The organism is Alteromonas aquimaris, assembly GCF_026183695.1.
In the GTDB taxonomy this organism is placed as follows: domain Bacteria; phylum Pseudomonadota; class Gammaproteobacteria; order Enterobacterales; family Alteromonadaceae; genus Alteromonas; species Alteromonas aquimaris.
In genome coordinates, this window is sequence record NZ_JAPFRD010000010.1 from 429,023 (window position 1) to 451,051 (window position 22,029).

A 22,029-nucleotide genomic window follows, 5' to 3' on the forward strand; every position below is an offset into this window, starting at 1 on the left:
ATCGCTAAAGAAAGTGGGCGTACCTACCGTTAAAAGAATACCCCCTGTTTAGCAGGAATTACTCATGCAAGGCGTAACTGTCTCATTAGACGACACAAAGAATCATATTGATTTAAAGCTTGAACCGACGCTTTTCAATAAAGAAGCGGACATGCGCGATATCATGGCCGCAATTAGCGACAGTGAGTTTTCCGAGTTCTATATCTCAGAAAGCACATTAAAATCAGCGATTGATAAAGCGAATCATTACTTTAAAAACAAAGAAGAAACAGTTGTTAGTGAACGAATTGGCGAAAAGCGCAATGCGGAAGTTGAATTTCGTTTCGAAAACGAAAATATGCTAGCCACGCTGGTTCTGGTCACACCATACGGCGGTAAAATTCCTTCATTACAGACACTTAAAACTCTTGCGCAGAAATATAATGTGCGTAAAGGTTTCAGCATCAAAGCACTCAAAGCTGTTATCAAACAAGCTCGCGAAGTAAAGCCGGGTACAGTAATAGAAAAAGTATGTGCAAAGGGGTTGCCCCCTCGAGAGGGTAAAAACTCCCGCTTTATTCCCCTCGTTCCAAACGCCCTGGAGCGCGTATTGAGGCCGCAAAATAGTGATGGCAGTCGTGTTGACATGCGTAACTTGGGTGAAGTCATCTGTGTAAAAGCGCAGACAGAGGTGCTTAGGCGCACGCCGCCCACCTCAGGACGAAAAGGGTTTGATGTAAAGGGCAATGTATTAGAGGCAACGTCTGGAGAATGGCAAGACTTTAAAATGGGTGATAATACGGCAGTCAGCGAAAAAGACGAAAACGTACTGGTTGCCACCATTGGCGGCATGCCGAAATGGCGTGATATGGTCATGAATATCGATGATACCTACATATGTAACGGCGTTAATGTGGGGACTGGCCATATAAATTATGACGGCGCAGTATTGGTCAATGGCGACGTGACCGAGAAAATGATTATAAAAGCGTCCGGTGATGTCACCATAAACGGTTTTGTAGAATCAGCGCAGATTGAATCAGGTGGAGACATCATTATCACTGAAGGCGCGATGGGTAAGGTGAATGACAGCGCGTCATCCTATTCCTGCCAGTTAACTGCTGCCGGTAGCATTCATGTCCAACATGGACAAGGGCTGGATTTACAGTGTACTGGTGATATTACTGTTGGACGTCAGCTAGCGTATAGTCGCCTGAAGTGTGGCGGTTCCGTTATTGTCGGACAACTTGATAATCCGCAAGGAAACTTATTTGCGTGTGACGTGGTCAGCCAAAATAAAGTTATCGCGGGAACACTGGGGGCAGTATCTGGCAGTACGCTTAAGGTTGATTTCAGTCCTGGCTTTAATTTATTGCTTGAACGTAAAGATTCCTTAGATGAGCTCTTACGACAAATCAAAGAGAATAATCTTCGTCATAAAGAAAAGCTAGATTTCATTAAAAAGAAACTTATCCCTACCGATCTTAAATCAAAAGTGGATGAAGCCTTGGAGTTACTTAAAAACGAAGAGGCATTATTGCATTGGATCGAAGCAAAGGCTTCAATGATGAAAGAATCGAAAGACAAGTATCAGAGTGAAATCAGGCTTATCGCCAACAAACGGCTATATGCTGGTGTATCTGTAAAGCTAAATAACCGAAACTGGCGTTCGGAGCGTGAATATGATCGTTCTCAAGTGAAATACGAAGGCCATCAGTGGCATTATGAGCCGATTGTTTAATCGGCTAAACACACCACGTTAAAGCCTTTTCGTCTGGAGTGATACAGCGCTTTAGCCGCTCTGTCATACCATTCGATAAATGTTTCATTACCGTGCAATGAGGCCACACCCACCGCAATTTGCAACCTTTCCTCGTCTACAGATGACTGGTTTCTTAACTCATTCATCAGCCTGTCAGCGAGCGCTTTGGCTTCTGAAATCGTTGTTTGCGGACACAGTATTATAAATTGTTCTTCGCTCCATCTGGCTGCAATATCAACCTCTCGCACTGTGGCCAGGCAGATTCCTGCGACAAATTTCAGCTTATTTTCGAATTCATTCGATCGTTGTGAATGGCTGCCTCTGCTGTTTTTCACCACTTCGACGGCGATTAAACTTGTGGCAGAATGAAAACGTTGAAATCTTGAAATTTCTTCCTGTGCTTTATGCATCATATGAGTTCGGTTGTACAGCCCGGTAACCGTATCGTGATTGGATAAAAACTCCAGCGTCCGATCTTTTTCAAGAAGTATAGACTGCAGACTTTCCACTTCAGCAGTCTTATTATTCAGTTGTGATAGCCATTTGTGTTTGGTATTTCGATACCAGATCATCAAAAATAAACTCAGCCCTCCCACAGCGATAGTAGCCAGCACCGTCATAGATGAGGATTCGTTATGAACCAACGTGGTGTTCCAACGCTTATAAATTTCTACTTTTCGAGACTCAGGAATAGCATTTAGGGCGGCATTTAGACGCTCTAGGGTGGTAGTGAAATTTTTGTTTACCCCAAAACGCAACGAGTCAAATGGCTCAGCGTACCCCACCACCTTTAAGCTGTGTGCTCCCAACGCATTAATATTAACATTTACGCTTAACAGCGCTCCAACCATAACGTCAATACTGCCATCTGCTACTTTCTGTAAGCCTTCTTTTTCGCTACTGACATACTCAACCTGAACAGACGGATAGTAGCGAGCCAGATATTCAGCATGTCGATACCCTTCTACAATCCCCAACACACGATTACCTACTCCGGAATATCCTTGGATAACGGGGGTCCCTTCTTGTGCGATTAAGACGTTTGGCGCTTCTAAGTAAGGATAGGAAAACGTAAGAAACTGCTTGTTGGTAGGGGTTGAGTTGATCAAGGTCACCATCATACAGGCACCATGTTTTACAAAATCTACTGATTGCTGCCAGCTTTCGGTTTGAATAAATTCAAATCTTATGTCGGTCAACTCGGTGATAAGAGCGAGATAATCAGCAGACATGCCTATATGTGCGCCGTTCCTTAACGCCTCATACGGCATCCAATCAGGATCGATACAATAAGTGATAATATCTTTTTCCTGCGCTTGTATGGTAATTGACCATACAGCCATCAGGCTACAAAAACAGTATTGTAAAAGTAAACGCACAGTGATGAAGGACTCAATTCAACTAAATGCTAAACGAGGAACAAAGTTCGCCGGTGAAAAGAAGTAAGTATATCGTATTGAAGCAATTATTGAACTGAGCTAAACAAAGGTTTTCTAAAGAAAAAGCTCTTTTAACGAAAAGGGCTTTGAATATAAGAGGTGTGAATCTTATTTTTGTACGCGACGGCGGCCGAACCTATGTTGAAGCCACTCACAACTAAATCCTGCATGGGTTAATAGCGCAACATCCTCTGTCGCGCCCACAAACGGTTAAATGGCTTCTACTGCTAAGGCAACAGCTTCGCCGCCACCGATACATAATGTCGCAATACCTTTCGACAGCCCCTTCGCTTTTAGCGCATGCAGTAAAGTAACCAGGATACGCGCGCCCGATGCGCCGATCGGATGCCCTAATGCACAAGCACCACCGTGTATATTGACTTTCTCGTTATCCAGGCCTAGTTTGCTAATAGCCAACATGGTCACCATTGCAAATGCTTCGTTAATTTCGAACAGATCCACGTCGTCTTTGTTCCAACCCGCTTTTTGTAGGACTTTTTCTACTGCGCCCACAGGTGCCACGGTAAAGTTTTCTGGTTCGATGGAATGCGTGGCATGTGCCACTACTCTGGCAATGGGTTGCATGCCTAACGTTTTTGCTTTTGCTTCACTCATCACGAGTAATGCAGCCGCACCATCCGAAATAGAACTGGAGTTCGCTGCGGTGACGGTCCCATCTTTTTTAAAGGCGGGGCGCAACTGGGGGATTTTGTCAGGTCGTGCTGAGCCGGGGCCTTCATCGGTGTCAACCACAACGTCACCTTTACGGGAAGCCACTGTGACAGCGCAGATTTCATTCTCGAACGCACCAGATTCGATTGCCGCACTAGCTTTGGAGAGAGAGCTAAGGGCGAACTCATCCATTTTTTCTCGTGTGATACCTTCATCATCAGCGGTGGCTTGAGCGAAACATCCCATGGCTTGCCCATCGTAAGCATTCTCGAGCCCATCCAGCATCATATGATCTAGTACCTGCCCATGTCCCATACGGTAACCTGAACGTGCTTTAGGCAACATATAGGGGGCGTTCGACATGCTTTCCATCCCCCCCGCTAAAACCACCTCTGCACTGCCCGCTTTAATCAGATCGTTAGCCATCATGACTGCTTTTAAACCTGACCCACACACTTTATTAATGGTGGTTACCCCCGCTCCTAGCGGCAGCCCTGCTTTAAGGGACGACTGACGGGCAGGAGATTGTCCCAATCCAGCAGGCAATACACACCCCATGATAACTTCATCGACAATATTAACATCGACCCCATCACACGCTGCGCCTATCGCTGCGGCGCCTAAATCTGTCGCTGACACGGATGACAAGCTGCCATTGAAGCTTCCCATTGGTGTTCTTTTTGCCGCTACTATTACTACTGAATCGGTATTCATACCCTCTCCCCTTCATCTAATATTGAATAAATGTACTACGGGTCCAGAAGCTAGCCCAAAGTACATAAGGTTGGTTTGTCGTAACGCTATGTTGCCAGATATTGACGAATAATTCGCGTTACTTTACCTTAACGTTAATTGCAATTTACGTTAACGTAAACCTGAAGTTTCTGCGTGTCAATTTCACCGTTAGCAGTTTGAAGCAGAACTGTGCGAAAAGCTTTACAAGAAAATCGCAGAATTTATGAAAAGCATCCTATTATTGATGAGGTAGTCAGGCATGAGTAGCCACCAACAGGAGCCAACTTTTACGATTGGCGAACTGGCGCGGGATTACGACATCACCCCTCGTTCCATCAGGTTTTACGAGGAACAAGGTTTGATGAGTCCTGAACGCACCGGCCAGAACCGCATATATACCGGTAAAGATCGCGTCAGGCTAAAACTGATACTCAGAGGCAAAAGACTGGGATTTTCATTAGCAGAAATAAAAAACTTATTCGAATTATATGATTCAAATCCAAACTCGGCGGTGCAGCTGGAAACCATGCTGGCGCTGACAGAACAAAAACGCGCTGTGCTTCGACAACAGTTACACGATATTCAAATGTTAATGAATGAACTAGATGACGTTGAAGGCCGCTGTCGCGAAGAACTCACAGAATTAAAAAGAGGAAATATTGTATGAATGCCCCTTACCCTACACTGAATTTTGACTTGGGCGAAGACATCGACATGTTGCGCGATCACGTTTACCAGTTTGCGCAAAAAGAAATCGCCCCGTTAGCCGAAAAAGCCGATGAAGCGAACGCGTTCCCCAATGAGTTGTGGCCTAAATTAGGGGATATGGGCTTATTGGGCGTAACAGTTTCTGAACAGTATGGTGGTTCCGATATGGGGTACCTCGCCCATACCGTCGCCATGGAAGAAGTCAGTCGCGCTTCGGCTGGTATCGGATTAAGTTACGGCGCGCATTCCAATCTATGCGTAAACCAGATATTTCGCAACGGTAACGAAGCTCAGCGTGAAAAGTATCTGCCTAAATTAGTTTCTGGTGAACATATAGGTGCATTAGCGATGAGTGAGCCGAATGCAGGCTCAGATGTGGTCAGCATGAAATTGCGCGCAGAAAAAAAAGGCGACAAGTATATTTTGAACGGAAATAAGATGTGGATCACAAATGGGCCGGATGCGCATACATTTGTTATTTACGCTAAAACAGATCCTGCGGCTGGGCCAAAAGGTATCACTGCTTTTATTGTAGAGCGTGGCTTCGCTGGTTTTAGTCAGGCCCAAAAACTCGACAAGCTAGGTATGCGTTCGTCCAATACGTGTGAGTTAGTGTTCGAAGATTGTGAAGTGCCAGCAGAAAATGTATTGGGTAACATCGGCGAAGGTGTTCGGGTTTTAATGAGTGGACTGGATTACGAGCGTCTTGTGCTTTCAGGTGGTCCGCTTGGCATCATGCAGGCGTGTATGGATGCCGTGGTGCCTTATATACACGACCGCGAACAGTTTGGTCAGTCTATTGGCCAGTTCCAGTTGGTTCAGGGTAAAGTAGCCGATATGTATACGCAGATGAATGCGGCCCGAGCCTATGTGTATGCAGTGGCAAAAGCGTGTGATCGCGGTGAAACCACCCGTAAAGACGCCGCAGGGGCAATTTTATACTCCGCTGAATTGGCCACCAAGATGGCATTAGATGCAATCCAATTACTGGGGGGTAACGGCTACATCAACGAATATCCCACTGGACGTTTGCTTCGAGATGCCAAGCTGTATGAAATTGGTGCGGGTACATCAGAGATTCGTCGCATGCTTATCGGTCGCGAATTGTTTAAAGAATCAGAATAAAGATCACACAGTGCAAATTTACGCTGCGAATACTGCATAGAGTGTTCGCGGCTTTTTTAGGATCAAAAGGAGGGTAACTCGTGCCCATTCTCCGTACTGCGGTAAATGCAAAATCTGAAGCGTTCATAGAAAACGCCTCGCATATGCAAAAGCAGGTAGATGACCTGCAGGAAAAGATTGCTCAAATCAAACAAGGAGGCGGTGAAAAGTCAAATCAACGCCATGAATCCAGAGGTAAATTACTACCTCGAGATAGAATTAATGCTCTTTTGGATAAAGGCTCACCTTTCTTAGAGATTGGCCAATTGGCTGCATGGGAAGTTTATGAGGATTATGTACCAAGCGCCGGTGTGATCGCGGGTATTGGTCGGGTCTCCGGTGTTGAATGCATGATTGTCGCCAATGACGCAACAGTAAAGGGTGGCACTTATTACCCCTTGACGGTAAAAAAACATTTACGTGCGCAGGCCATTGCGGAAGAAAATCATCTGCCCTGTATTTATTTAGTCGATTCAGGAGGGGCAAATTTACCCCGACAAGACGAAGTGTTTCCCGATAAAGAACATTTTGGTCGCATATTTTTCAACCAGGCCAATATGTCGGCGAAGAATATTCCACAAATCGCCGTGGTGATGGGCTCTTGCACGGCAGGCGGCGCCTACGTTCCTGCCATGGCAGATGTCTCCATTATTGTTAAAGAACAGGGTACCATTTTCTTAGGTGGACCGCCCTTAGTTAAAGCCGCCACTGGCGAGGTCGTATCGGCCGAAGAGTTAGGCGGTGGCGATGTGCATACGCGAACGTCGGGCGTGGCGGACCAATTGGCAAACAATGATCACCATGCATTACAGTTAGCAAGAGATGCCGTCGCCAGACTCAACCGCACTAAAAATATCGAAATGGATATTAAACCCAGCTGTGATCCCCTATATGAGAGCAGTGAGATTTACGGCATCGTACCAAAAGACACCCGTAAAACGTTTGATGTCAGAGAAATTATTGCGCGTATTGTGGATGGGTCAGAATTTGATGAATTTAAGCCTCTGTATGGCACCACATTAGTCTGCGGTTTCGCGAGAATTTTTGGCTATCCTGTAGGTATTGTGGCTAACAATGGGATTCTATTTGGTGAAAGTGCATTAAAAGGAGCTCATTTTATTGAGCTTTGCGCAACGCGCAAGATCCCTTTGGTATTTCTGCAAAATATCACTGGCTTCATGGTTGGAAAGCAATACGAATCTGGCGGCATTGCCAAGCATGGCGCGAAAATGGTCACTGCAGTGGCATGCGCCCAGGTACCGAAGTTGACCGTACTCATTGGCGGCAGTTTTGGGGCCGGTAATTACGGCATGTGTGGGCGTGCTTACGATCCGCGATTTTTATTCATGTGGCCCAATGCCAGAATATCAGTCATGGGTGGGGAACAGGCCGCAGGCGTGCTCGCCCAGGTGAAGCGCGATCAAAAATCCCGCGTAAATGAAAGTTGGTCGGAAGAAGAAGAAAAAGCATTTAAGCAACCCATTATAGATACGTATGAGTCGCAAGGGCATCCTTATTATGCTTCTGCTCGGTTATGGGATGATGGGGTTATTGACCCGGCCGATACCCGCATGGTGCTAGGGCTTTCCTTATCTGCAGCATTAAACAAACCCATTGAAGACACCCGTTTTGGTGTGTTTCGCATGTAACGCGAGAGGAGTTGAAATGGAAAATACAACAGAGAAACCGATTCTTTACCGCGTTGATGATCGTGGTGTGGCCTTTGTAACCTTGAATAAACCTGCCAAACATAACGCATTTGACGACCATATGATTGGCTTACTCACCGATGCGTTCAAGCGTGCTGGAGAAGATGACCAAGTGCGAGCTGTCGTGCTTGAGGCAAAGGGAAAAAGCTTTAGTGCTGGCGCTGATTTAAGCTGGATGCAGCGAATGGCAGGTTACAGCCATGCTGAAAATGAAAAAGACGCGATGGCGCTGGCGACCATGCTGCAAACGCTTTATACCCTTCCCAAAACCACCATTGCACGCGTTCAGGGAGCCGCCTTCGGTGGTGCAGTGGGCTTAGTAGCCTGTTGTGATATTGCCATCGGAAGTAAGTTAAGTAAGTTTTGCTTAAGCGAAGTAAAGATAGGGTTGATACCAGCGACTATCAGTCCTTACGTTATCGAGGCCATGGGCCAACGTATTTGTCGCCGTTACTTTCAAACAGCAGAAGTGTTTTCGGCTCAACGCGCTAGACGACTGGGTTTATTAAGTGAGTCAGTGACCGAGGAAGAACTGGATATCACTATTGACCAGCTAATTGAACAAATCGTTAAAAATGGCCCCAATGCAGTGGCCCAAGCTAAGCGACTTGTGCGAGAAGTGGCATATCAACCGATCACTTCAAAGTTAATGCAACAAACCAGCAAAATGATTGCAGATATCCGGGTCTCAGACGAAGGTCAGGAAGGTTTGCACGCATTTTTAGAAAAGCGTCCCGCAAAATGGCAGGAGAGCTAACGATGATTAAAAAAATTCTTATTGCTAACCGCGGAGAAATTGCTTGCCGGGTAATTAAAACAGCCCGCCGCATGGGTATTGCCACAGTCGCGGTATATTCCGACGCAGACGCAAATGCATTGCATGTTCACAAAGCAGATGAGTCTATACACATTGGTGCGGCACCATCGAAAGAAAGCTATCTGATGGCGGATCGAATTATCGACGCAGCGAAAAAACTGAATGTTGATGCGATACACCCTGGCTACGGCTTTTTATCTGAAAACGCCGCTTTTGCAGAAAAGTGTAAGCAAAATGACATCATCTTCATCGGTCCCCCTACCAGTGCAATAGAGGCAATGGGTTCCAAATCGGCTGCAAAACACATCATGGAAAAGGCTGGTGTGCCATTGGTGCCTGGCTATCACGGCAATGATCAAAGCGAAAGTGTACTGAAAAAATCTGCTGATGACATGGGTTACCCAGTGTTGTTAAAAGCCGCCGCTGGTGGAGGTGGTAAAGGCATGCGTTTAGTTAACTCAGAAAGTGAGTTTAAAGACGCACTAGGGGCAGCAAAACGAGAAGCCAGTGCCAGTTTCGGTGACGACACTATGCTGGTTGAAAAGTACCTCACCCAGCCACGCCATGTAGAGATTCAGGTTTTTTGTGATGAACATGGTAACGGTGTTTATTTGTTCGAGCGGGACTGTTCCGTTCAGAGACGCCACCAAAAGGTGATTGAAGAAGCGCCCGCGCCAGGGTTATCAGATGATATTCGCCAACAAATGGGTGAAGCTGCGTTAAAAGCCGCGCAAGCCATTAATTATGTGGGGGCCGGTACAGTTGAATTTCTGTACGATAAAGACGGCAGTTTCTATTTTATGGAAATGAATACGCGTCTTCAGGTGGAGCATCCGGTCACTGAATATATTACGGGTGAAGATTTGGTGGAATGGCAGATTAATGTTGCCCAGGGCCACACCCTGCCGAAAAATCAGACTGAACTGACCATGCATGGTCATGCCTTTGAGGCGCGTATTTACGCTGAAGATCCTGATAACGATTTTCTACCTTCTACCGGTCGACTTAAATTACTACAACCCCCTCAGGAAGATAAGCATGTACGCGTAGATACGGGTGTACTTGAAGGCGATGAGGTGTCAGTTTATTACGATCCTATGATAGCCAAATTAGTGGTGTGGGACGAAGATCGTGACAAAGCATTGCAGCGATTACTTAAAGCCTTACGAGAGTACTATATTGATGGCGTGGCGACTAATATCGAGTTTTTATATAACGTTGCCGCTAGTCAGCCATTTCGTAAACAGGAATTAGTCACTACTTTTATTGAAAAAAATAAACACCTTCTTTTTGCAAAAGAAGTGGCTCCAGATATAGAAAAGCTTCCCGTAATGGCAGCATTAATGTTGCTCAGTGAACAACAGCGCAGCCGCAAATCCACCGGCGACCCCACTTCGCCCTGGTCATTACCCACTTCATGGCGGGCCAATGAGCTACACGAGCAAACCCTCACCTTGCATTATGCTGGCAAGGAGTTCGCGCTTAAGGTCAGTGTTTTAAATGACAGACAAACCGGTTTAACCACTAACGCCTGGAAGGTAAGTTATGAAACCAGTCGATGGGTGGTAACTGGTGAGCTTGTAGAGCACGGTTTAACAGTTAATTTGGATGGCCATCGCCAACGCTTTACCTGGTCTCAACAGGACAACCAGTTTGTTCTATTCGCGGCGGACGAAGCCTATCACTTCACCCACCAGCTTCCTGATTTAGGGGTAGAAGATGATAATAACAGTGCTCAGGGGTTCAATGCTCCAATGAATGGCACAGTGGTTGAGTTATTGGTAACGCCAAATGAAACCGTTGAAAAAGGTACCACACTTATGGTGATGGAAGCCATGAAAATGGAGCACAGCATCAAAGCGCCCGCAACAGGCAAAGTGACGTCATTTTTCTATCGAGCCGGTGAATTGGTCGACGGTGGTGCACCACTACTGGAGTTTGAAGAAGATGAATAGACGATCCTACCCTGCACAGGTCAGTATCGTGGAAGTGGGCCCGCGGGACGGTCTTCAGAACGAAAAAACGCCCGTCTCTACACAAAGTAAAGTGGAACTAGTTCACAATCTGGTGAACGCAGGGTTGAAGCGCATTGAAACCGGTAGCTTTGTGTCACCTAAATGGGTACCGCAAATGGCTGACTCCTCGGACGTATTTACGCGTATCAAGCGTCACAAAGGTGTCACATATTCGGCCCTAACGCCAAATATGAAGGGCTTCGAGGCAGCCCTGCAAGCCGGAGCAGACGAGGTGGCGGTATTTGGTGCCGCTTCAGAAAGCTTTTCTCAGCGCAATATTAATTGTTCGATTGAGGACAGCTTAAATCGTTTTGCGCCTGTGGTCGAAGCAGCTCAAACAGCCGGTATCAAGGTGCGAGGTTACGTCTCTTGCGTACTTGGTTGTCCTTATGAAGGTGAGATTTCGCCCACTGCGGTTGCCGAGGTGAGTAAACGATTGCTGGATATGGGTTGTTACGAAATTTCACTGGGTGACACGATTGGAACTGGGACTCCAGTGAAAACCGCTGCCATGTTGGAAGAAGTGCTAAATTGGATCCCTGTCAATCAGGTAGCGGCTCATTTCCACGACACCTACGGCCAGGCGTTGGCAAACTTAACCATTGCCTTGCAATACGGCGTTGCCACTATTGACAGCGCAGTGGCTGGTTTAGGGGGATGCCCTTATGCCAGGGGAGCGAGTGGGAACGTGGCGACAGAAGATGTGGTTTACATGCTTAATGGTATGGGAATTAAAACAGGCATCGATCTGCATAAACTATTACATGCGGCTCGTGGGATAAGTAATGTGATAAAACGCCCTCCGTCTTCAAAGGTGGCCAACGCGTTAGCCTAGATACACAAAAATAGCGCCTTAAGGCGCTATTTTTTTATCACGATAACCCTTATCAACTTTGGTTTTCCGAGACTGTTTTTAAATTCTCCAGCCCTTTTTCAAAATCCGGACCTATCATATCGTCCATCATGAGAACGAAGTAACGTTCAACCGGATTGTTACCGACTTTCCCCTTGTCAATCCAGGTAACACGAGTACCTTCATCGCCAATTGGTTCAAGTTCAAATAAACCTGTCGAGCCCATTTCAAATTCAGGAAAATACAAGCTATAGACCACTTTTTTGTTATGTTCTAACTCAGTAATCTCCATTTGGCCACTTCCTTCACTTTCGCTTACCCACTCAGAGCGCATTCCGATAGCTCGGTCAGGGCCCTTATAGGTAACCTCCATTGCAGGATCACGTTTAAACCACACTCCCCACTTAGGCCACGATTTCAAATCCACCACATTCGAATAAATCGTTTGCGCGGGGGCCTTGATGACAATGCTGCGTTTAACTTCATATTCTTTTGGTAGGGTGAAGCCCACGGCCACCGCAATAATCAACAGTGCGACCACTGCTACCAATATTTTCTTTAACGCTGACATGATTCTCTCCATGGGGATGTTAACCAAACAACTTTATAACATTTTATTAACACTTGTTAGTAAAAAATGTATTGAAACCGCGACTAAATTTATCTATGACATATTCGCGCACTTGCTTTTCATCTATCGCACTTAGCCACGTCACATTATACCCAGCGTGGTCATCGCAAGTAATAGCACCGGCACGCGGAGGCTCGATATCAACCACAACAGTCGCTGTAGACACTTGCCAGCTAGGTTTCGGAAGACCTAACAACGCTGTCGCAAGAATATCCCACATAAAATAGGTAAATTCATAACTGGGAATGGATGTGGTAGTAGCAGCCCAGAATTGGCCCGCCAGTTCAGATAACTCGCTGTTGACGTTGGACAATTGAGTTAGAAACTGCCGATCGATAGGCAATGCATTCGTAACATCTAACGGCACCAGACATAGGTTTACCCCAGATTCAATCAGCGTTTTGGTCGCCAAGGGATCCCAGTACGCATTCCATTCTTGCGACCCATCGCTATCGTGCATGGCGACATTACCTTTCACCTGGATGGCACCTGCCATCCAGATAACCTGCTCAATCTTGGATCGGAGGTCGGCTCGCCGATGTATGACCTTCGCAAGATTCGTGGCAGGACCTGTCATGAGTATAGTGACGGGTTCGTCTGCAAGCGAAAGATACTCTGCTAACCAGGAATGCGCGTCTTTTTTGCTCACATTGTCTCTTACCTCTTTAGTACGCAGCATTACTGGTAAAGCATGGCAGAATTTAGGTTGCGCCCGCCAATCTGGTGGAAACGGATTAAGTCCAGCTAAGGTACCCACCGCGACTGGTACAGACGCATTATTGGTTAGAGTGAGAATTTTTAGTGTGGAGAGCAAGGCGTCATCAGGGTAACAATCTGCAGGTGTGATCAATACGCCTACAAGCTCTACTTCCTCCATGGTTACCAACAGCAACAATGAGAGTAAATCATCTATGCCACCATCGTGATCAAAAATGACCTTTTTCTTTTTATTCGAATCTTTGCTTTGCATTAGGTGTTTACTGGCTAATTTTAAGTTAGTGTGTAAGATAATTAAATTAACATGAATAAAGTCACGACACAGCGGTAATGTGTCACTTACAAGGAGCGCCGCCAATGGTGGATAAAAGTTCACGTTATATCAGTAATTTGACCCGCGACACCTATGCTTTGATACTGGCAGGGGGCAAAGGGTCTCGGTTGCATGAGCTTACCAATTGGCGCGCTAAACCGGCACTGTACTTTGGTGGTAAATTCCGCATTATTGATTTCCCCTTATCCAATTGTGTCAACTCTGGTATTCGTAGAATAGGTGTGGTCACACAATATAAATCGCATTCGCTGATTCGACATTTAGTGCGCGGCTGGGGACACTTTAAGAAGGAGCTGGGTGAGTCGGTTGAGATATTACCCGCTTCGCAACGATTTTCCGAAAGCTGGTATGAAGGTACCGCCGATGCGGTGTTTCAGAATATTGATATTATTCGTGACGAATTACCCAAGTATGTAATGATTTTGTCAGGTGACCATATTTATCGCATGGATTACGGACAAATGTTGGCACACCATGTGGAAAATAAAGCAAAAATGACCGTCTCCTGTATGTCAGTGCCCATCCAGGAAGCTGCCGGAGCCTTTGGGGTAATGTCTGTTGATGAGCATTACCGCATCCACGGATTTGAGGAAAAGCCCGCGAGACCTACCCCATTGCCGAATGACCCGGATCGCTGCCTGGCTTCAATGGGAAATTATGTTTTTGATACGGAGTTTTTATTCGATCAACTCCTTCGTGACGCGCAAACCTCGGGTTCAGAGCGAGATTTTGGCAAAGATATCATACCCGCCATCATCAAAGACCATGATGTGTTTGCCTACCCTTTTGAAAAATCCGCAGGTGGCAACGTGTACTGGCGGGATGTCGGCACCATTGATTCATTTTGGGAAGCCAATATGGAAATGGTCGCTCCGGTACCTCAACTTAATCTGTATGACCATAAATGGCCTATCTGGACTTATCAGGAACAATTGCCGCCAGCAAAATTTGTCTGGGAAGAACAGGATCGTCGCGGAGAAGCAATTAATTCGGTGGTCTCTGGAGGCTGCATCATCTCCGGCTCGACTTTACGCAGAAGCTTAGTTTTTTCCAATGTTCGCGTGCATTCATACGGGCTAATTGAAGAAGCGGTGATTTTGCCAGATGTGGAAATCATGCGTCACTGTAAATTAAAAAAGGTGGTGATCGATCGAGGATGTGTGGTCCCAGAAGGAACCACAATAGGTTATGACCATGAACACGATCGTGCCAGGGGATTCCGAGTATCTGACAAAGGGGTCGTTCTGGTTACCCGGGAAATGCTTAATCAACCTGTTGGCGGACTTAATCCCGCTTCCTAGTACCGTTCTGCCAGCGAAACAATGTGTGCTCAATAAGGGAAGCTGTAGATTCCGGGTACTCTAAGGGAAACATATGCCCGCCTGACATAATTACATGTTCAAGGCTATTTTGTTTTATAAAAAGATCTCGCATATAGGGCATACATACAGTGGAATCTTTTCCTGTAACCAGCAACCCCGGGCACTGAAGCTTACCTGCAAAAGTATTTAAATTGTCGGGAACGTTCCGAAAAATAGCGGCCTCAATGTCATGTCGAAAAGTGAGTCGAATGGCATTTTGTTCTCTTTTGGTCGCGCTATGTACGTAATCTTCCACACAGCGCCTATCCATTTCAGCAAAAAGGGCCTTATTGGAAAAATACTCGACCATGTCCATAGAGCCAGTCCATTGGGTATTGCGTGTTTTCGCTAGACCAGCTGGCGTGATCTTATCAATTAAAGGGGTTTTCTTAAGCACTTTGACTAGATGACTACGCCAGCCAGTGACCAACGGTGGGTCCAACATGATTAGTCCTGCCACTTTTGCTGGCGCTAAGCACGCGGCCATATATGAAACCACGGCACCAAACGAATGACCGACCAGAAACACACGCTCATCTGACTCACTGTGTAACTGAAGATAGTTTAACAACTCCTGGACAATATATGACCAGTTATCACTTACAGGCCAATGGGGATCGTGACCTAACTTTTCTTTCCCCGATATCCGAAAGTGTGAGGGAAGTGCTTCTACTAACGTGCGGTAGCTCCCAAAAGGAAAACCGTTAGCATGGGCAAAATGTAAACAAATTTTCTGTTCCGGCTGAAACGTCATGATATTAAAATGCATCCCTCAGGTATTGGCGCTCACCCATTATTTCGTTATGATGCACTCTACCCTAACTCATCTGACCAGATCAAATGTTTGTAGACGACTTACTTAATTTATCTCAGCCATCAGTCCTCAATGATACAGTCAGTGAATTCACTGCACTGACTATTCCGAAAGACTGGTCTCAGGGGCGTACTGCATTTGGCGGTATTTCTGCTGCTATTGTTTACACTGCAATAAAGCAAATGGTAAACGATGACACCCGACTCTTACGCTCGTTTACCACTAACTTTGTCGGACCTTTAGCCTTAGATACTGAATTCACAGTCAGAGTTACCAAACTGCGCGCAGGAAAAAATGTTTCTCAATATACCGGTGAAGTTATTCAAAATGGCCACGTGTGTGTATTTTCGCAAGCGTGTTTTGCGCTTGCGCGCAAGTCAAAAATAGCGGTTGAAAACAGTCAACGGCATTCTATGCCAGCACCCACAAAAGCTAAATTTATCCCACAGATCCCTAAAATAACCCCGAAATTTATTCAGCATTTTGATTTATCAATCGATCAGGGTGGAATACCTTTTACAGGGAAGAAAACAGCTAGTTATCATGGATATATGCGGTTTTCTAATCCGCCAGAAAAAATTCATGATGCCCATGTTATTGCCCTGATTGATGCCTGGCCGCCCACTCTACTACAAATGCTTAGATGGCCGGCTCCTGCCAGTACAGGAAGTTGGAATATTGAATTCATCCACCCGCATAGAGAAGTGTCGGGCGAAGATTGGTTTGCTTATCAGGCCCACACTCGTCAGGCAGCTGATGGCTATGGACATGTCGAAGCAACAATTTGGGACAAATATAATCAGGTGATAGCACTTAGTCGTCAAACCGTTGCCGTTTTCGATTAATAAAGCATAAAGGCGCTGGGGTTAAATAAGGAAATTACACTTAAACACTGTAGATTAGTGATATCCAGCGCATCTTCTAAATCGTCCATCTCCAACGCGAGGGATTCGTGAAGGTGTGGTTCTAAGTTACTGTAACTTGGATAAATTTCAGGATTAACATTATCTAATGCTAATACATAACTTAGCTGTAAAATACGTTCATCTTCAACGGTGCGTTCATCAAATACCTGATGGACTTGGTTTATGGGTCGATATATCCCTTCAGGAATACCCCACTGCTTTACCAGCTCAGCTGACAACTCAGCGTATGTGAAGCCCAGTATAGCCTGCTGTAGTTCAGCGGGGCTAACACGCTCATTAAAGGCTAAGCAGCGTTCCGCCTGTTTAGGTTGTGCTTGTGAGATGACGAGTTCGCCAATGTTGTGTAACAGGCCGGCCACGAATAATCGTTCTGGCTCTCTAATTCCTCTTTGCTCAGCAATAAACTTAGCTAATAAGCCACACGAAACGCTTTGTTCCCAAAATTTGTCCAGATCAATGACAGTTCCATCTACTTCACTAAATGCGTGCGTAACACCATAAGCCAGCGCCAAGTCGTACGCAGAGCGGGTACCAATAACCTGAAGCGCTTTCCCAATAGTTTCGATTTTATTGGGGAAGCGATATAGTGCACTGTTTGACACTTTAAGGATTTGTGATGCCAGCGCAGGATCAAACGAAATAATCTCGGCTATATCGTCAATTGACGCAGCATTATCGTCGAGACACTCTTTTAACCGGGCGACCGCATCCGGTAAGACGTATATGTCTTTAGCATTTGCGGCAATATCTTTTACGCTCATTGAATAGCAACTCCGAAAGCCATCCTGCAAATCAAAGGATCGCATACTTCAGTTCCGTTGATAATTGAGGTTATCCTAACTAGTACGTATAGGCCATTTAACCCATCAGTTCCACCTATTTTACTGAGTTTTTTAAAAATAATCTTCAACAATTCCTTAATCAGGCCGAGCTTTTTTCACTTCTTTCATTAATTTATTTAATAGGTCAATACCTGCAATCCCTTCGTATTCTCCTGTCACAGCGCTGTGCTGCTCGCCTTTTTTAATTTCATTTAGCAAAAAAATGTTAACGGGACAGGGAATATTATGCTGCATTCCTGCAGCCACCACGGCACCATTCAGGTAATCAATTTCAGTTGGCTTACCGGCCTGAATATCCCACCACATGGAAGTTTTGACGTTATTGTCAATTGCTAACATCTGCTTTGCTACCCGTTTGAAAAGCCAGTCAGGCGTGCGTAGAACAAATGGCAAATAGCGGCCATGTATTTTGGTTATTTTAGGCAGGGAAATTCCCATACAATCTACCACAGTGAGCAGTTCTTCCATCGCTAGCGCTATAATTTGACGATAACTGCGTTGTTCTAACATCGCCCTGACTGGGAGATTGGCCAACGCATTAACACTATTGCCGAGATTGAGTTGCAATTTGGCCCATTGCAAGGCATCCATATTAGCGGTTGATTGTACTTGCATAATGGGGTGGCTTGCGGCCAAAACACGACGTTCAACTTCAGCCTGTTTTTGTGGCAATGTTTCAAGCGTCAGTGAACCCTCTGAGCCTTTATGAAATATATTTGGCGCTCTATAAATGACGTTAAAGGGCACCATCGCCCGTGCGACGCAAATAGTGGGAAAATAGTGTTGCACAAGTTTATGTGCCCCTACACCGTTTTGGCAACAGATGATAACCGTATCCTCATGAACGATTTTTTTAAGCAAATTGAGTGAAGAAGCTAATGCTGTACATTTAGTGGTTAACCAGATGACATCTGCTTTTTGACCTGCTTCAAGCAAAGGAGAAGGTAATGCCATATTGACGCGATTACCTTCATAATCGGTCAACACAATGTCGTGTGTTAACCTAACCTGCCATTGTCCCCGGGCAACAAATTTCACTTCAATCCCTTGCCGGGCTAATGCAGTCCCCAAAAAGCAACCAACCAGTCCGGCGCCGAAAACTACGTGTAACACTGTGCTCCCCTTAAACGATAATTTGATACAATTCTGTCTCATATTATCGTTGTGCGGAAGTAGTCGTGAAAAAGAGTGCATTAATTATCGGATTTGTCTGGCCTGAACCCAACTCCTCTGCAGCCGGCCAGAACATGATGGGTATTATCCACGCACTTGTTCAAGGTGGATGGGAAGTACGTTTTGCCAGCGCCGCCACCGACAGTCAGCACAAAGCAGATTTTAGCGCAGTGGGAATTACTCTCGATTGCATTACCTTGAATGACAGTAGCTTTGACCATTATGTAGCAGAACTCGATCCTTCGATTGTCATATTCGACCGGTTTATGACAGAAGAGCAATTCTCATGGCGGGTAAGACACGTTTGTCCGCATGCGCTTCGCATTATTAATTCAGAAGATTTGCATAGCCTGAGACATACTCGACATCAAGCGATCAAGTCTAATCAGCCCGTACCACAAACATGCGATATCTATAGTGAAATTACTCAACGAGAAATTGCGGCGATATTACGAAGCGATTTAACCTTGGTGATTTCTGAACATGAGCAGTGGATACTGAATAACCAGTTCGGTATTCCTGCGCAACAATTAATGCATTTACCCTTGTTAGAAACAGAGTTTAAGTGTACTTCCCCTGCTTTTTCTCAACGGAAGGACTTTGTCTGGATAGGCAATTTTAGACACGCGCCAAACTGGGATGCCACATTACAATTAAAACAGCATATTTGGCCCCGAATTAAACAGAAGCTGCCAGATGTTCGCTTATCTGTGATGGGTGCCTACCCCCCTAAAAAAGCAACGCAGTTAGAAGATCACAAAAGTGGGTTTGTAGTGAATGGTTGGGTAGAAGATATCGCTAAATCGTTACCCTCCTATCGTGTGATGTTGGCCCCAATCAGGTTTGGAGCGGGTGTGAAAGGAAAATTGCTCGCTGCCATGCAAGCCAGAATGCCTAGCGTGACAACAGCAGTGGGAGCAGAGGGGATTGCCCCCTCCTCCAAATGGCCAGGAGCAGTGGCGGATAACTGGCAGGATTTTGTTGATCATGCGGTAAAGCTGTATCTCGATGAAGCGTATTGGTGTGAACAGCAAGCCAGGATTGAAGAGGTGTTAAAACCAAAATTCGACTCTAAAACAAACAAACGGGCATTGCTCATGCGAATCACCCATCTTTGTGAAGACGTGGAAACGCATAGAGCATCTTTACCAATGCAATTTGTAGTTTGGCAGCAGACATTGCGGTGCACGCAATACATGTCTCAGTGGATCGAAGAGAAAAACAAACCAAGAATTTAAGTTAAGTGGTAGCAAGCTTCTGAATGCGAGAAACAACCTGCCGCAAACCGTTACCTCTGGATTGACTTAAAAAACGAGATAATGCAATTCGCTCACTAAAATCGTCAAAATCAAAGGTTTTCAATGAATCTGTGGAGACGGCGTGGGCCTGCTCTAAGATCACTGCCAGTACCCCCCGAATGACTTTACTTGGTGAATATGCAACGAATTTTAACGTGGGGGTTGAATCATCACGATCCAGCCATACCTCGCTGTCACACCCTTTTACTAAATTCTCACTGGTTCGACGATCTGCATCAAGAATGGGTAACTGTTTGGAGGCTAGCACCAACGCCCGCATCTTATTGTCCCACCCTTTGGCATTAAGTACACTCAGAGCAAGCGGTTGATAATCAACAGAAGAGGACATAGCCACACCTTATTAGCCAGTTTCACTAAGGCTTAGTTTAAACGCTTCAGCTGTCACAATAATTGCTGCCTCATTTTCAGCAGCGGGAAAGATCGCCAGCGTAGTATTATTTTTATCCAGACCAGGAAGCCATGTCTGCAAAAATTCTTCTATCCCAATGGATTTAGCGCTAGCTTCGCTTTTTTGTGATTGATGCCAGCAGGAAACTAATTGCTGGTGAGGCCAGACAGGCAAACAGTGCCCTTCCAACGTTTCCATCATAACGTAGCCGTTTTCCCCTAATAAAACCCACACCTCACCTGCTTTGTCCACATATTGTAAAAATAATTCCAGCCGTTCTTCCGCCGATAAAGCAGCCGCCTGTTTGATGATAGCGTCAGGTAAAGATTCAGTAATGGTATTGGGAAACACTTTCTCGCTCCGGTTTTAAAACGCAGTGGATTATAAAATTATACGCTTCGAATAACCACCTTAATTCCAGAGGCTATGCAAGATGCTCTGGCTAGCATACTTTCCTCTTCAGCCAGTGCAATACTATTGATCTTTATACGACGCTTCGTCTGTCCAAAACTTCTCCTTTACCGAGCCGCTAAGCGATCGTATTCCCGGGGGACTAGATCGAACATAACTGGCGCGGTTCAACGGTGCAACTGCGCCGCCCCGAAAAAGGGGGATGGATTGACTCAACTATCCTTGCATAGATTAGAAATTTCGACCATCACTCGGTATTAGTGAGTCTTAATAAGATCGACTTTTAATCGACGAATTCATCCCGCCTTAATACGATTTTGAATAAAACCGTAATCGAATTGTAGTAATTTAGTTTCATTTAAAAGCGTGTTAATCTGTTTTAAGTATTTGACGTAGCCTTGAACAATGGATTCAGAATTTTTTATCGTGTCGCGCAAGCAGGATGTCCGACTTGCGTTAACCCAAGAACAGTTTAAAGAACTTAAACGAGCACGTAAAAGACTCTCGTCCGCCTATGCGATCTCGCATAAGCATCGCTTGGTTTTATCCAATTACGAACTGATCCTGGAAGCGATGCGTGCGTTGGGCGAGCAATATGTAAGACAGGAAAACATTCAAGCAATTGAAAATGGCAAAGCTCGCCTTAACGCCAATATTAATAACTATGTGCTAAGCGCCCGCATATTTACCAGCCAGTTAAAGCGTCACGTGCAAGGTTGTGTGCCACAGGATCGCGATTTAGTGAATGTGCTTTCAAGAAAAATGGAAAGTGAGTACAAGCGCTCATTTGCTTATCGTTTTATTGATTCGTTGTATGATTATGTGGCGCACTATGGTTTAAGTATCCATACCATAAAAATCACGAGTGAAATGAAACCCAATGATGTCCAACAGTATGAGCGACATTTTTTTGTGAATGCTTATATAGAGAAAGATTACATCGGTGGGCCGGCTGAATTTAGAGCTTCAGTTTTCAATGAAGTATCAGGAACCCTCGATTTAATTGATATGCTTACCTCATTCAATGAGAGCCTTACTCGTTTGCATGATCAGGCAATGGACTTGGTTAGGCCTGTCTTTGTTAAAGCTAATGAACTGGTAAACGAATTCATTAGTGTATTCGTAAGCGAGCATGGTAATAAGCATGCTAACTTGTTTGTCGTACATGGTACGCCCATGGCGAATGACAAAGTATACGACAAATTTCCCATTTCAATGTATGTCAATAATCATAATTTCGGTAAAGAATACGTTTAGACC

At 45.3% G+C, this 22,029-nt stretch carries 20 protein-coding genes; 11 read left to right on the top strand and 9 right to left on the bottom strand.

Annotated elements, in window-relative coordinates:
* Positions 1-64 precede the first annotated feature (64 nt).
* A complete protein-coding gene (locus OPS25_RS09570) occupies positions 65-1,720 on the top strand; it encodes a FapA family protein (RefSeq protein WP_265617482.1) in 1,656 nt (551 codons plus the stop codon).
* Here the strand turns inward: OPS25_RS09570 and OPS25_RS09575 are convergent.
* A complete protein-coding gene (locus OPS25_RS09575) occupies positions 1,717-3,084 on the bottom strand; it encodes a diguanylate cyclase domain-containing protein (RefSeq protein ID WP_265617483.1) in 1,368 nt (455 codons plus the stop codon). The two genes, OPS25_RS09570 and OPS25_RS09575, sit on opposite strands and share 4 nt — an antisense overlap.
* 306 nt (positions 3,085-3,390) lie before the next feature.
* On the bottom strand, positions 3,391-4,566 hold the full coding sequence (locus tag OPS25_RS09580; RefSeq protein ID WP_265617484.1) for a thiolase family protein: 1,176 nt from the start codon (positions 4,564-4,566) through the stop codon (positions 3,391-3,393).
* Positions 4,567-4,846: 280 nt separating this feature from the next.
* Here OPS25_RS09580 and OPS25_RS09585 point away from each other — a divergent pair, with 280 nt between their 5' ends.
* The 6 genes from OPS25_RS09585 (at position 4,847) to OPS25_RS09610 (ending at position 11,835) form a co-directional block, all read left to right on the top strand.
* A complete protein-coding gene (locus OPS25_RS09585) occupies positions 4,847-5,254 on the top strand; it encodes a MerR family transcriptional regulator (RefSeq protein WP_265617485.1) in 408 nt (135 codons plus the stop codon).
* Complete coding sequence (locus OPS25_RS09590; protein WP_265617486.1) at positions 5,251-6,420, top strand: isovaleryl-CoA dehydrogenase; 1,170 nt, start codon at positions 5,251-5,253, stop codon at positions 6,418-6,420. Before OPS25_RS09585 ends, OPS25_RS09590 begins: the two co-directional genes overlap by 4 nt.
* Positions 6,421-6,500: 80 nt before the next feature.
* Positions 6,501-8,108, top strand: coding sequence for a carboxyl transferase domain-containing protein (locus OPS25_RS09595; protein WP_265617487.1), 1,608 nt, complete (start codon positions 6,501-6,503; stop codon positions 8,106-8,108).
* A gap of 16 nt (positions 8,109-8,124) precedes the next feature.
* Entirely contained in the window at positions 8,125-8,925 is an 801-nt protein-coding gene (locus tag OPS25_RS09600; RefSeq protein WP_265617488.1) for an enoyl-CoA hydratase/isomerase family protein, read from the top strand.
* 2 nt (positions 8,926-8,927) lie between these two features.
* The gene (locus OPS25_RS09605) at positions 8,928-10,940 is read left to right on the top strand and encodes an acetyl/propionyl/methylcrotonyl-CoA carboxylase subunit alpha (protein WP_265617489.1); all 2,013 of its coding nucleotides are present in this window, start codon (positions 8,928-8,930) and stop codon (positions 10,938-10,940) included.
* Positions 10,933-11,835 (top strand): hydroxymethylglutaryl-CoA lyase, encoded by a 903-nt coding sequence (locus OPS25_RS09610; protein WP_265617490.1) that lies wholly within the window; start codon positions 10,933-10,935, stop codon positions 11,833-11,835. The genes OPS25_RS09605 and OPS25_RS09610 overlap by 8 nt, the downstream gene beginning before the upstream one ends.
* 52 nt (positions 11,836-11,887) lie before the next feature.
* Here OPS25_RS09610 and OPS25_RS09615 read toward each other — a convergent pair whose 3' ends face one another.
* Both OPS25_RS09615 and OPS25_RS09620 read right to left on the bottom strand, forming a co-directional pair.
* The gene (locus tag OPS25_RS09615) at positions 11,888-12,424 is read right to left on the bottom strand and encodes an SRPBCC family protein (RefSeq protein WP_265617491.1); all 537 of its coding nucleotides are present in this window, start codon (positions 12,422-12,424) and stop codon (positions 11,888-11,890) included.
* 46 nt (positions 12,425-12,470) lie between these two features.
* Positions 12,471-13,454: a nucleoside hydrolase gene (locus OPS25_RS09620; RefSeq protein ID WP_265617492.1), complete on the bottom strand. Its 984-nt coding sequence runs from the start codon at positions 13,452-13,454 to the stop codon at positions 12,471-12,473.
* Positions 13,455-13,558: 104 nt separating this feature from the next.
* Here OPS25_RS09620 and glgC point away from each other — a divergent pair, with 104 nt between their 5' ends.
* Positions 13,559-14,836, top strand: a complete 1,278-nt coding sequence (gene glgC, locus OPS25_RS09625; protein ID WP_265617493.1) for a glucose-1-phosphate adenylyltransferase — start codon at positions 13,559-13,561, stop codon at positions 14,834-14,836.
* Here glgC and OPS25_RS09630 read toward each other — a convergent pair.
* Complete coding sequence (locus OPS25_RS09630) at positions 14,820-15,650, bottom strand: alpha/beta fold hydrolase (protein WP_265617494.1); 831 nt, start codon at positions 15,648-15,650, stop codon at positions 14,820-14,822. The two genes, glgC and OPS25_RS09630, sit on opposite strands and share 17 nt — an antisense overlap.
* An 86-nt stretch (positions 15,651-15,736) precedes the next feature.
* Between OPS25_RS09630 and OPS25_RS09635 the strand changes: the two genes are divergently transcribed.
* Positions 15,737-16,555 (top strand): thioesterase family protein, encoded by an 819-nt coding sequence (locus OPS25_RS09635; protein WP_265617495.1) that lies wholly within the window; start codon positions 15,737-15,739, stop codon positions 16,553-16,555.
* Here the strand turns inward: OPS25_RS09635 and OPS25_RS09640 are convergent.
* Positions 16,552-17,397, bottom strand: coding sequence for an HDOD domain-containing protein (locus OPS25_RS09640; RefSeq protein WP_265617590.1), 846 nt, complete (start codon positions 17,395-17,397; stop codon positions 16,552-16,554). The genes OPS25_RS09635 and OPS25_RS09640 overlap by 4 nt on opposite strands.
* A gap of 156 nt (positions 17,398-17,553) precedes the next feature.
* Positions 17,554-18,591 carry a 2-dehydropantoate 2-reductase gene (locus OPS25_RS09645; RefSeq protein ID WP_265617496.1) on the bottom strand — a complete coding sequence of 346 codons (1,038 nt, stop codon included), beginning with the start codon at positions 18,589-18,591 and terminating at the stop codon, positions 17,554-17,556.
* A 65-nt stretch (positions 18,592-18,656) separates the two neighbouring features.
* Here OPS25_RS09645 and OPS25_RS15920 point away from each other — a divergent pair, with 65 nt between their 5' ends.
* Positions 18,657-19,889 (top strand): glycosyltransferase, encoded by a 1,233-nt coding sequence (locus tag OPS25_RS15920; RefSeq protein WP_265617497.1) that lies wholly within the window; start codon positions 18,657-18,659, stop codon positions 19,887-19,889.
* A 1-nt stretch (position 19,890) separates the two neighbouring features.
* Here the strand turns inward: OPS25_RS15920 and OPS25_RS09655 are convergent, their stop codons facing one another.
* Both OPS25_RS09655 and OPS25_RS09660 read right to left on the bottom strand, forming a co-directional pair.
* A complete protein-coding gene (locus OPS25_RS09655) occupies positions 19,891-20,298 on the bottom strand; it encodes a SufE family protein (protein ID WP_265617498.1) in 408 nt (135 codons plus the stop codon).
* A 12-nt stretch (positions 20,299-20,310) separates the two neighbouring features.
* Positions 20,311-20,709, bottom strand: a complete 399-nt coding sequence (locus OPS25_RS09660) for a DUF2750 domain-containing protein (RefSeq protein WP_265617499.1) — start codon at positions 20,707-20,709, stop codon at positions 20,311-20,313.
* A gap of 465 nt (positions 20,710-21,174) precedes the next feature.
* On the opposite strand from OPS25_RS09660, the gene OPS25_RS09665 reads away from it, so the two are divergent.
* On the top strand, positions 21,175-22,026 hold the full coding sequence (locus tag OPS25_RS09665) for a hypothetical protein (protein ID WP_265617500.1): 852 nt from the start codon (positions 21,175-21,177) through the stop codon (positions 22,024-22,026).
* Positions 22,027-22,029: the final 3 nt, after the last annotated feature.

Coding starts and splice junctions, on each gene's coding strand:
- OPS25_RS09570 (WP_265617482.1), top strand. CDS start 65: ATGCAAGGCGTAACTGTCTCATTAGACGACACAAAGAATCATATTGAT.
- OPS25_RS09575 (WP_265617483.1), bottom strand. CDS start 3,084: ATGGCTGTATGGTCAATTACCATACAAGCGCAGGAAAAAGATATTATC.
- OPS25_RS09580 (WP_265617484.1), bottom strand. CDS start 4,566: ATGAATACCGATTCAGTAGTAATAGTAGCGGCAAAAAGAACACCAATG.
- OPS25_RS09585 (WP_265617485.1), top strand. CDS start 4,847: ATGAGTAGCCACCAACAGGAGCCAACTTTTACGATTGGCGAACTGGCG.
- OPS25_RS09590 (WP_265617486.1), top strand. CDS start 5,251: ATGAATGCCCCTTACCCTACACTGAATTTTGACTTGGGCGAAGACATC.
- OPS25_RS09600 (WP_265617488.1), top strand. CDS start 8,125: ATGGAAAATACAACAGAGAAACCGATTCTTTACCGCGTTGATGATCGT.
- OPS25_RS09605 (WP_265617489.1), top strand. CDS start 8,928: ATGATTAAAAAAATTCTTATTGCTAACCGCGGAGAAATTGCTTGCCGG.
- OPS25_RS09610 (WP_265617490.1), top strand. CDS start 10,933: ATGAATAGACGATCCTACCCTGCACAGGTCAGTATCGTGGAAGTGGGC.
- OPS25_RS09615 (WP_265617491.1), bottom strand. CDS start 12,424: ATGTCAGCGTTAAAGAAAATATTGGTAGCAGTGGTCGCACTGTTGATT.
- OPS25_RS09620 (WP_265617492.1), bottom strand. CDS start 13,454: ATGCAAAGCAAAGATTCGAATAAAAAGAAAAAGGTCATTTTTGATCAC.
- glgC (WP_265617493.1), top strand. CDS start 13,559: ATGGTGGATAAAAGTTCACGTTATATCAGTAATTTGACCCGCGACACC.
- OPS25_RS09630 (WP_265617494.1), bottom strand. CDS start 15,650: ATGACGTTTCAGCCGGAACAGAAAATTTGTTTACATTTTGCCCATGCT.
- OPS25_RS09635 (WP_265617495.1), top strand. CDS start 15,737: ATGTTTGTAGACGACTTACTTAATTTATCTCAGCCATCAGTCCTCAAT.
- OPS25_RS09640 (WP_265617590.1), bottom strand. CDS start 17,397: ATGAGCGTAAAAGATATTGCCGCAAATGCTAAAGACATATACGTCTTA.
- OPS25_RS09655 (WP_265617498.1), bottom strand. CDS start 20,298: ATGTCCTCTTCTGTTGATTATCAACCGCTTGCTCTGAGTGTACTTAAT.
- OPS25_RS09665 (WP_265617500.1), top strand. CDS start 21,175: ATGGATTCAGAATTTTTTATCGTGTCGCGCAAGCAGGATGTCCGACTT.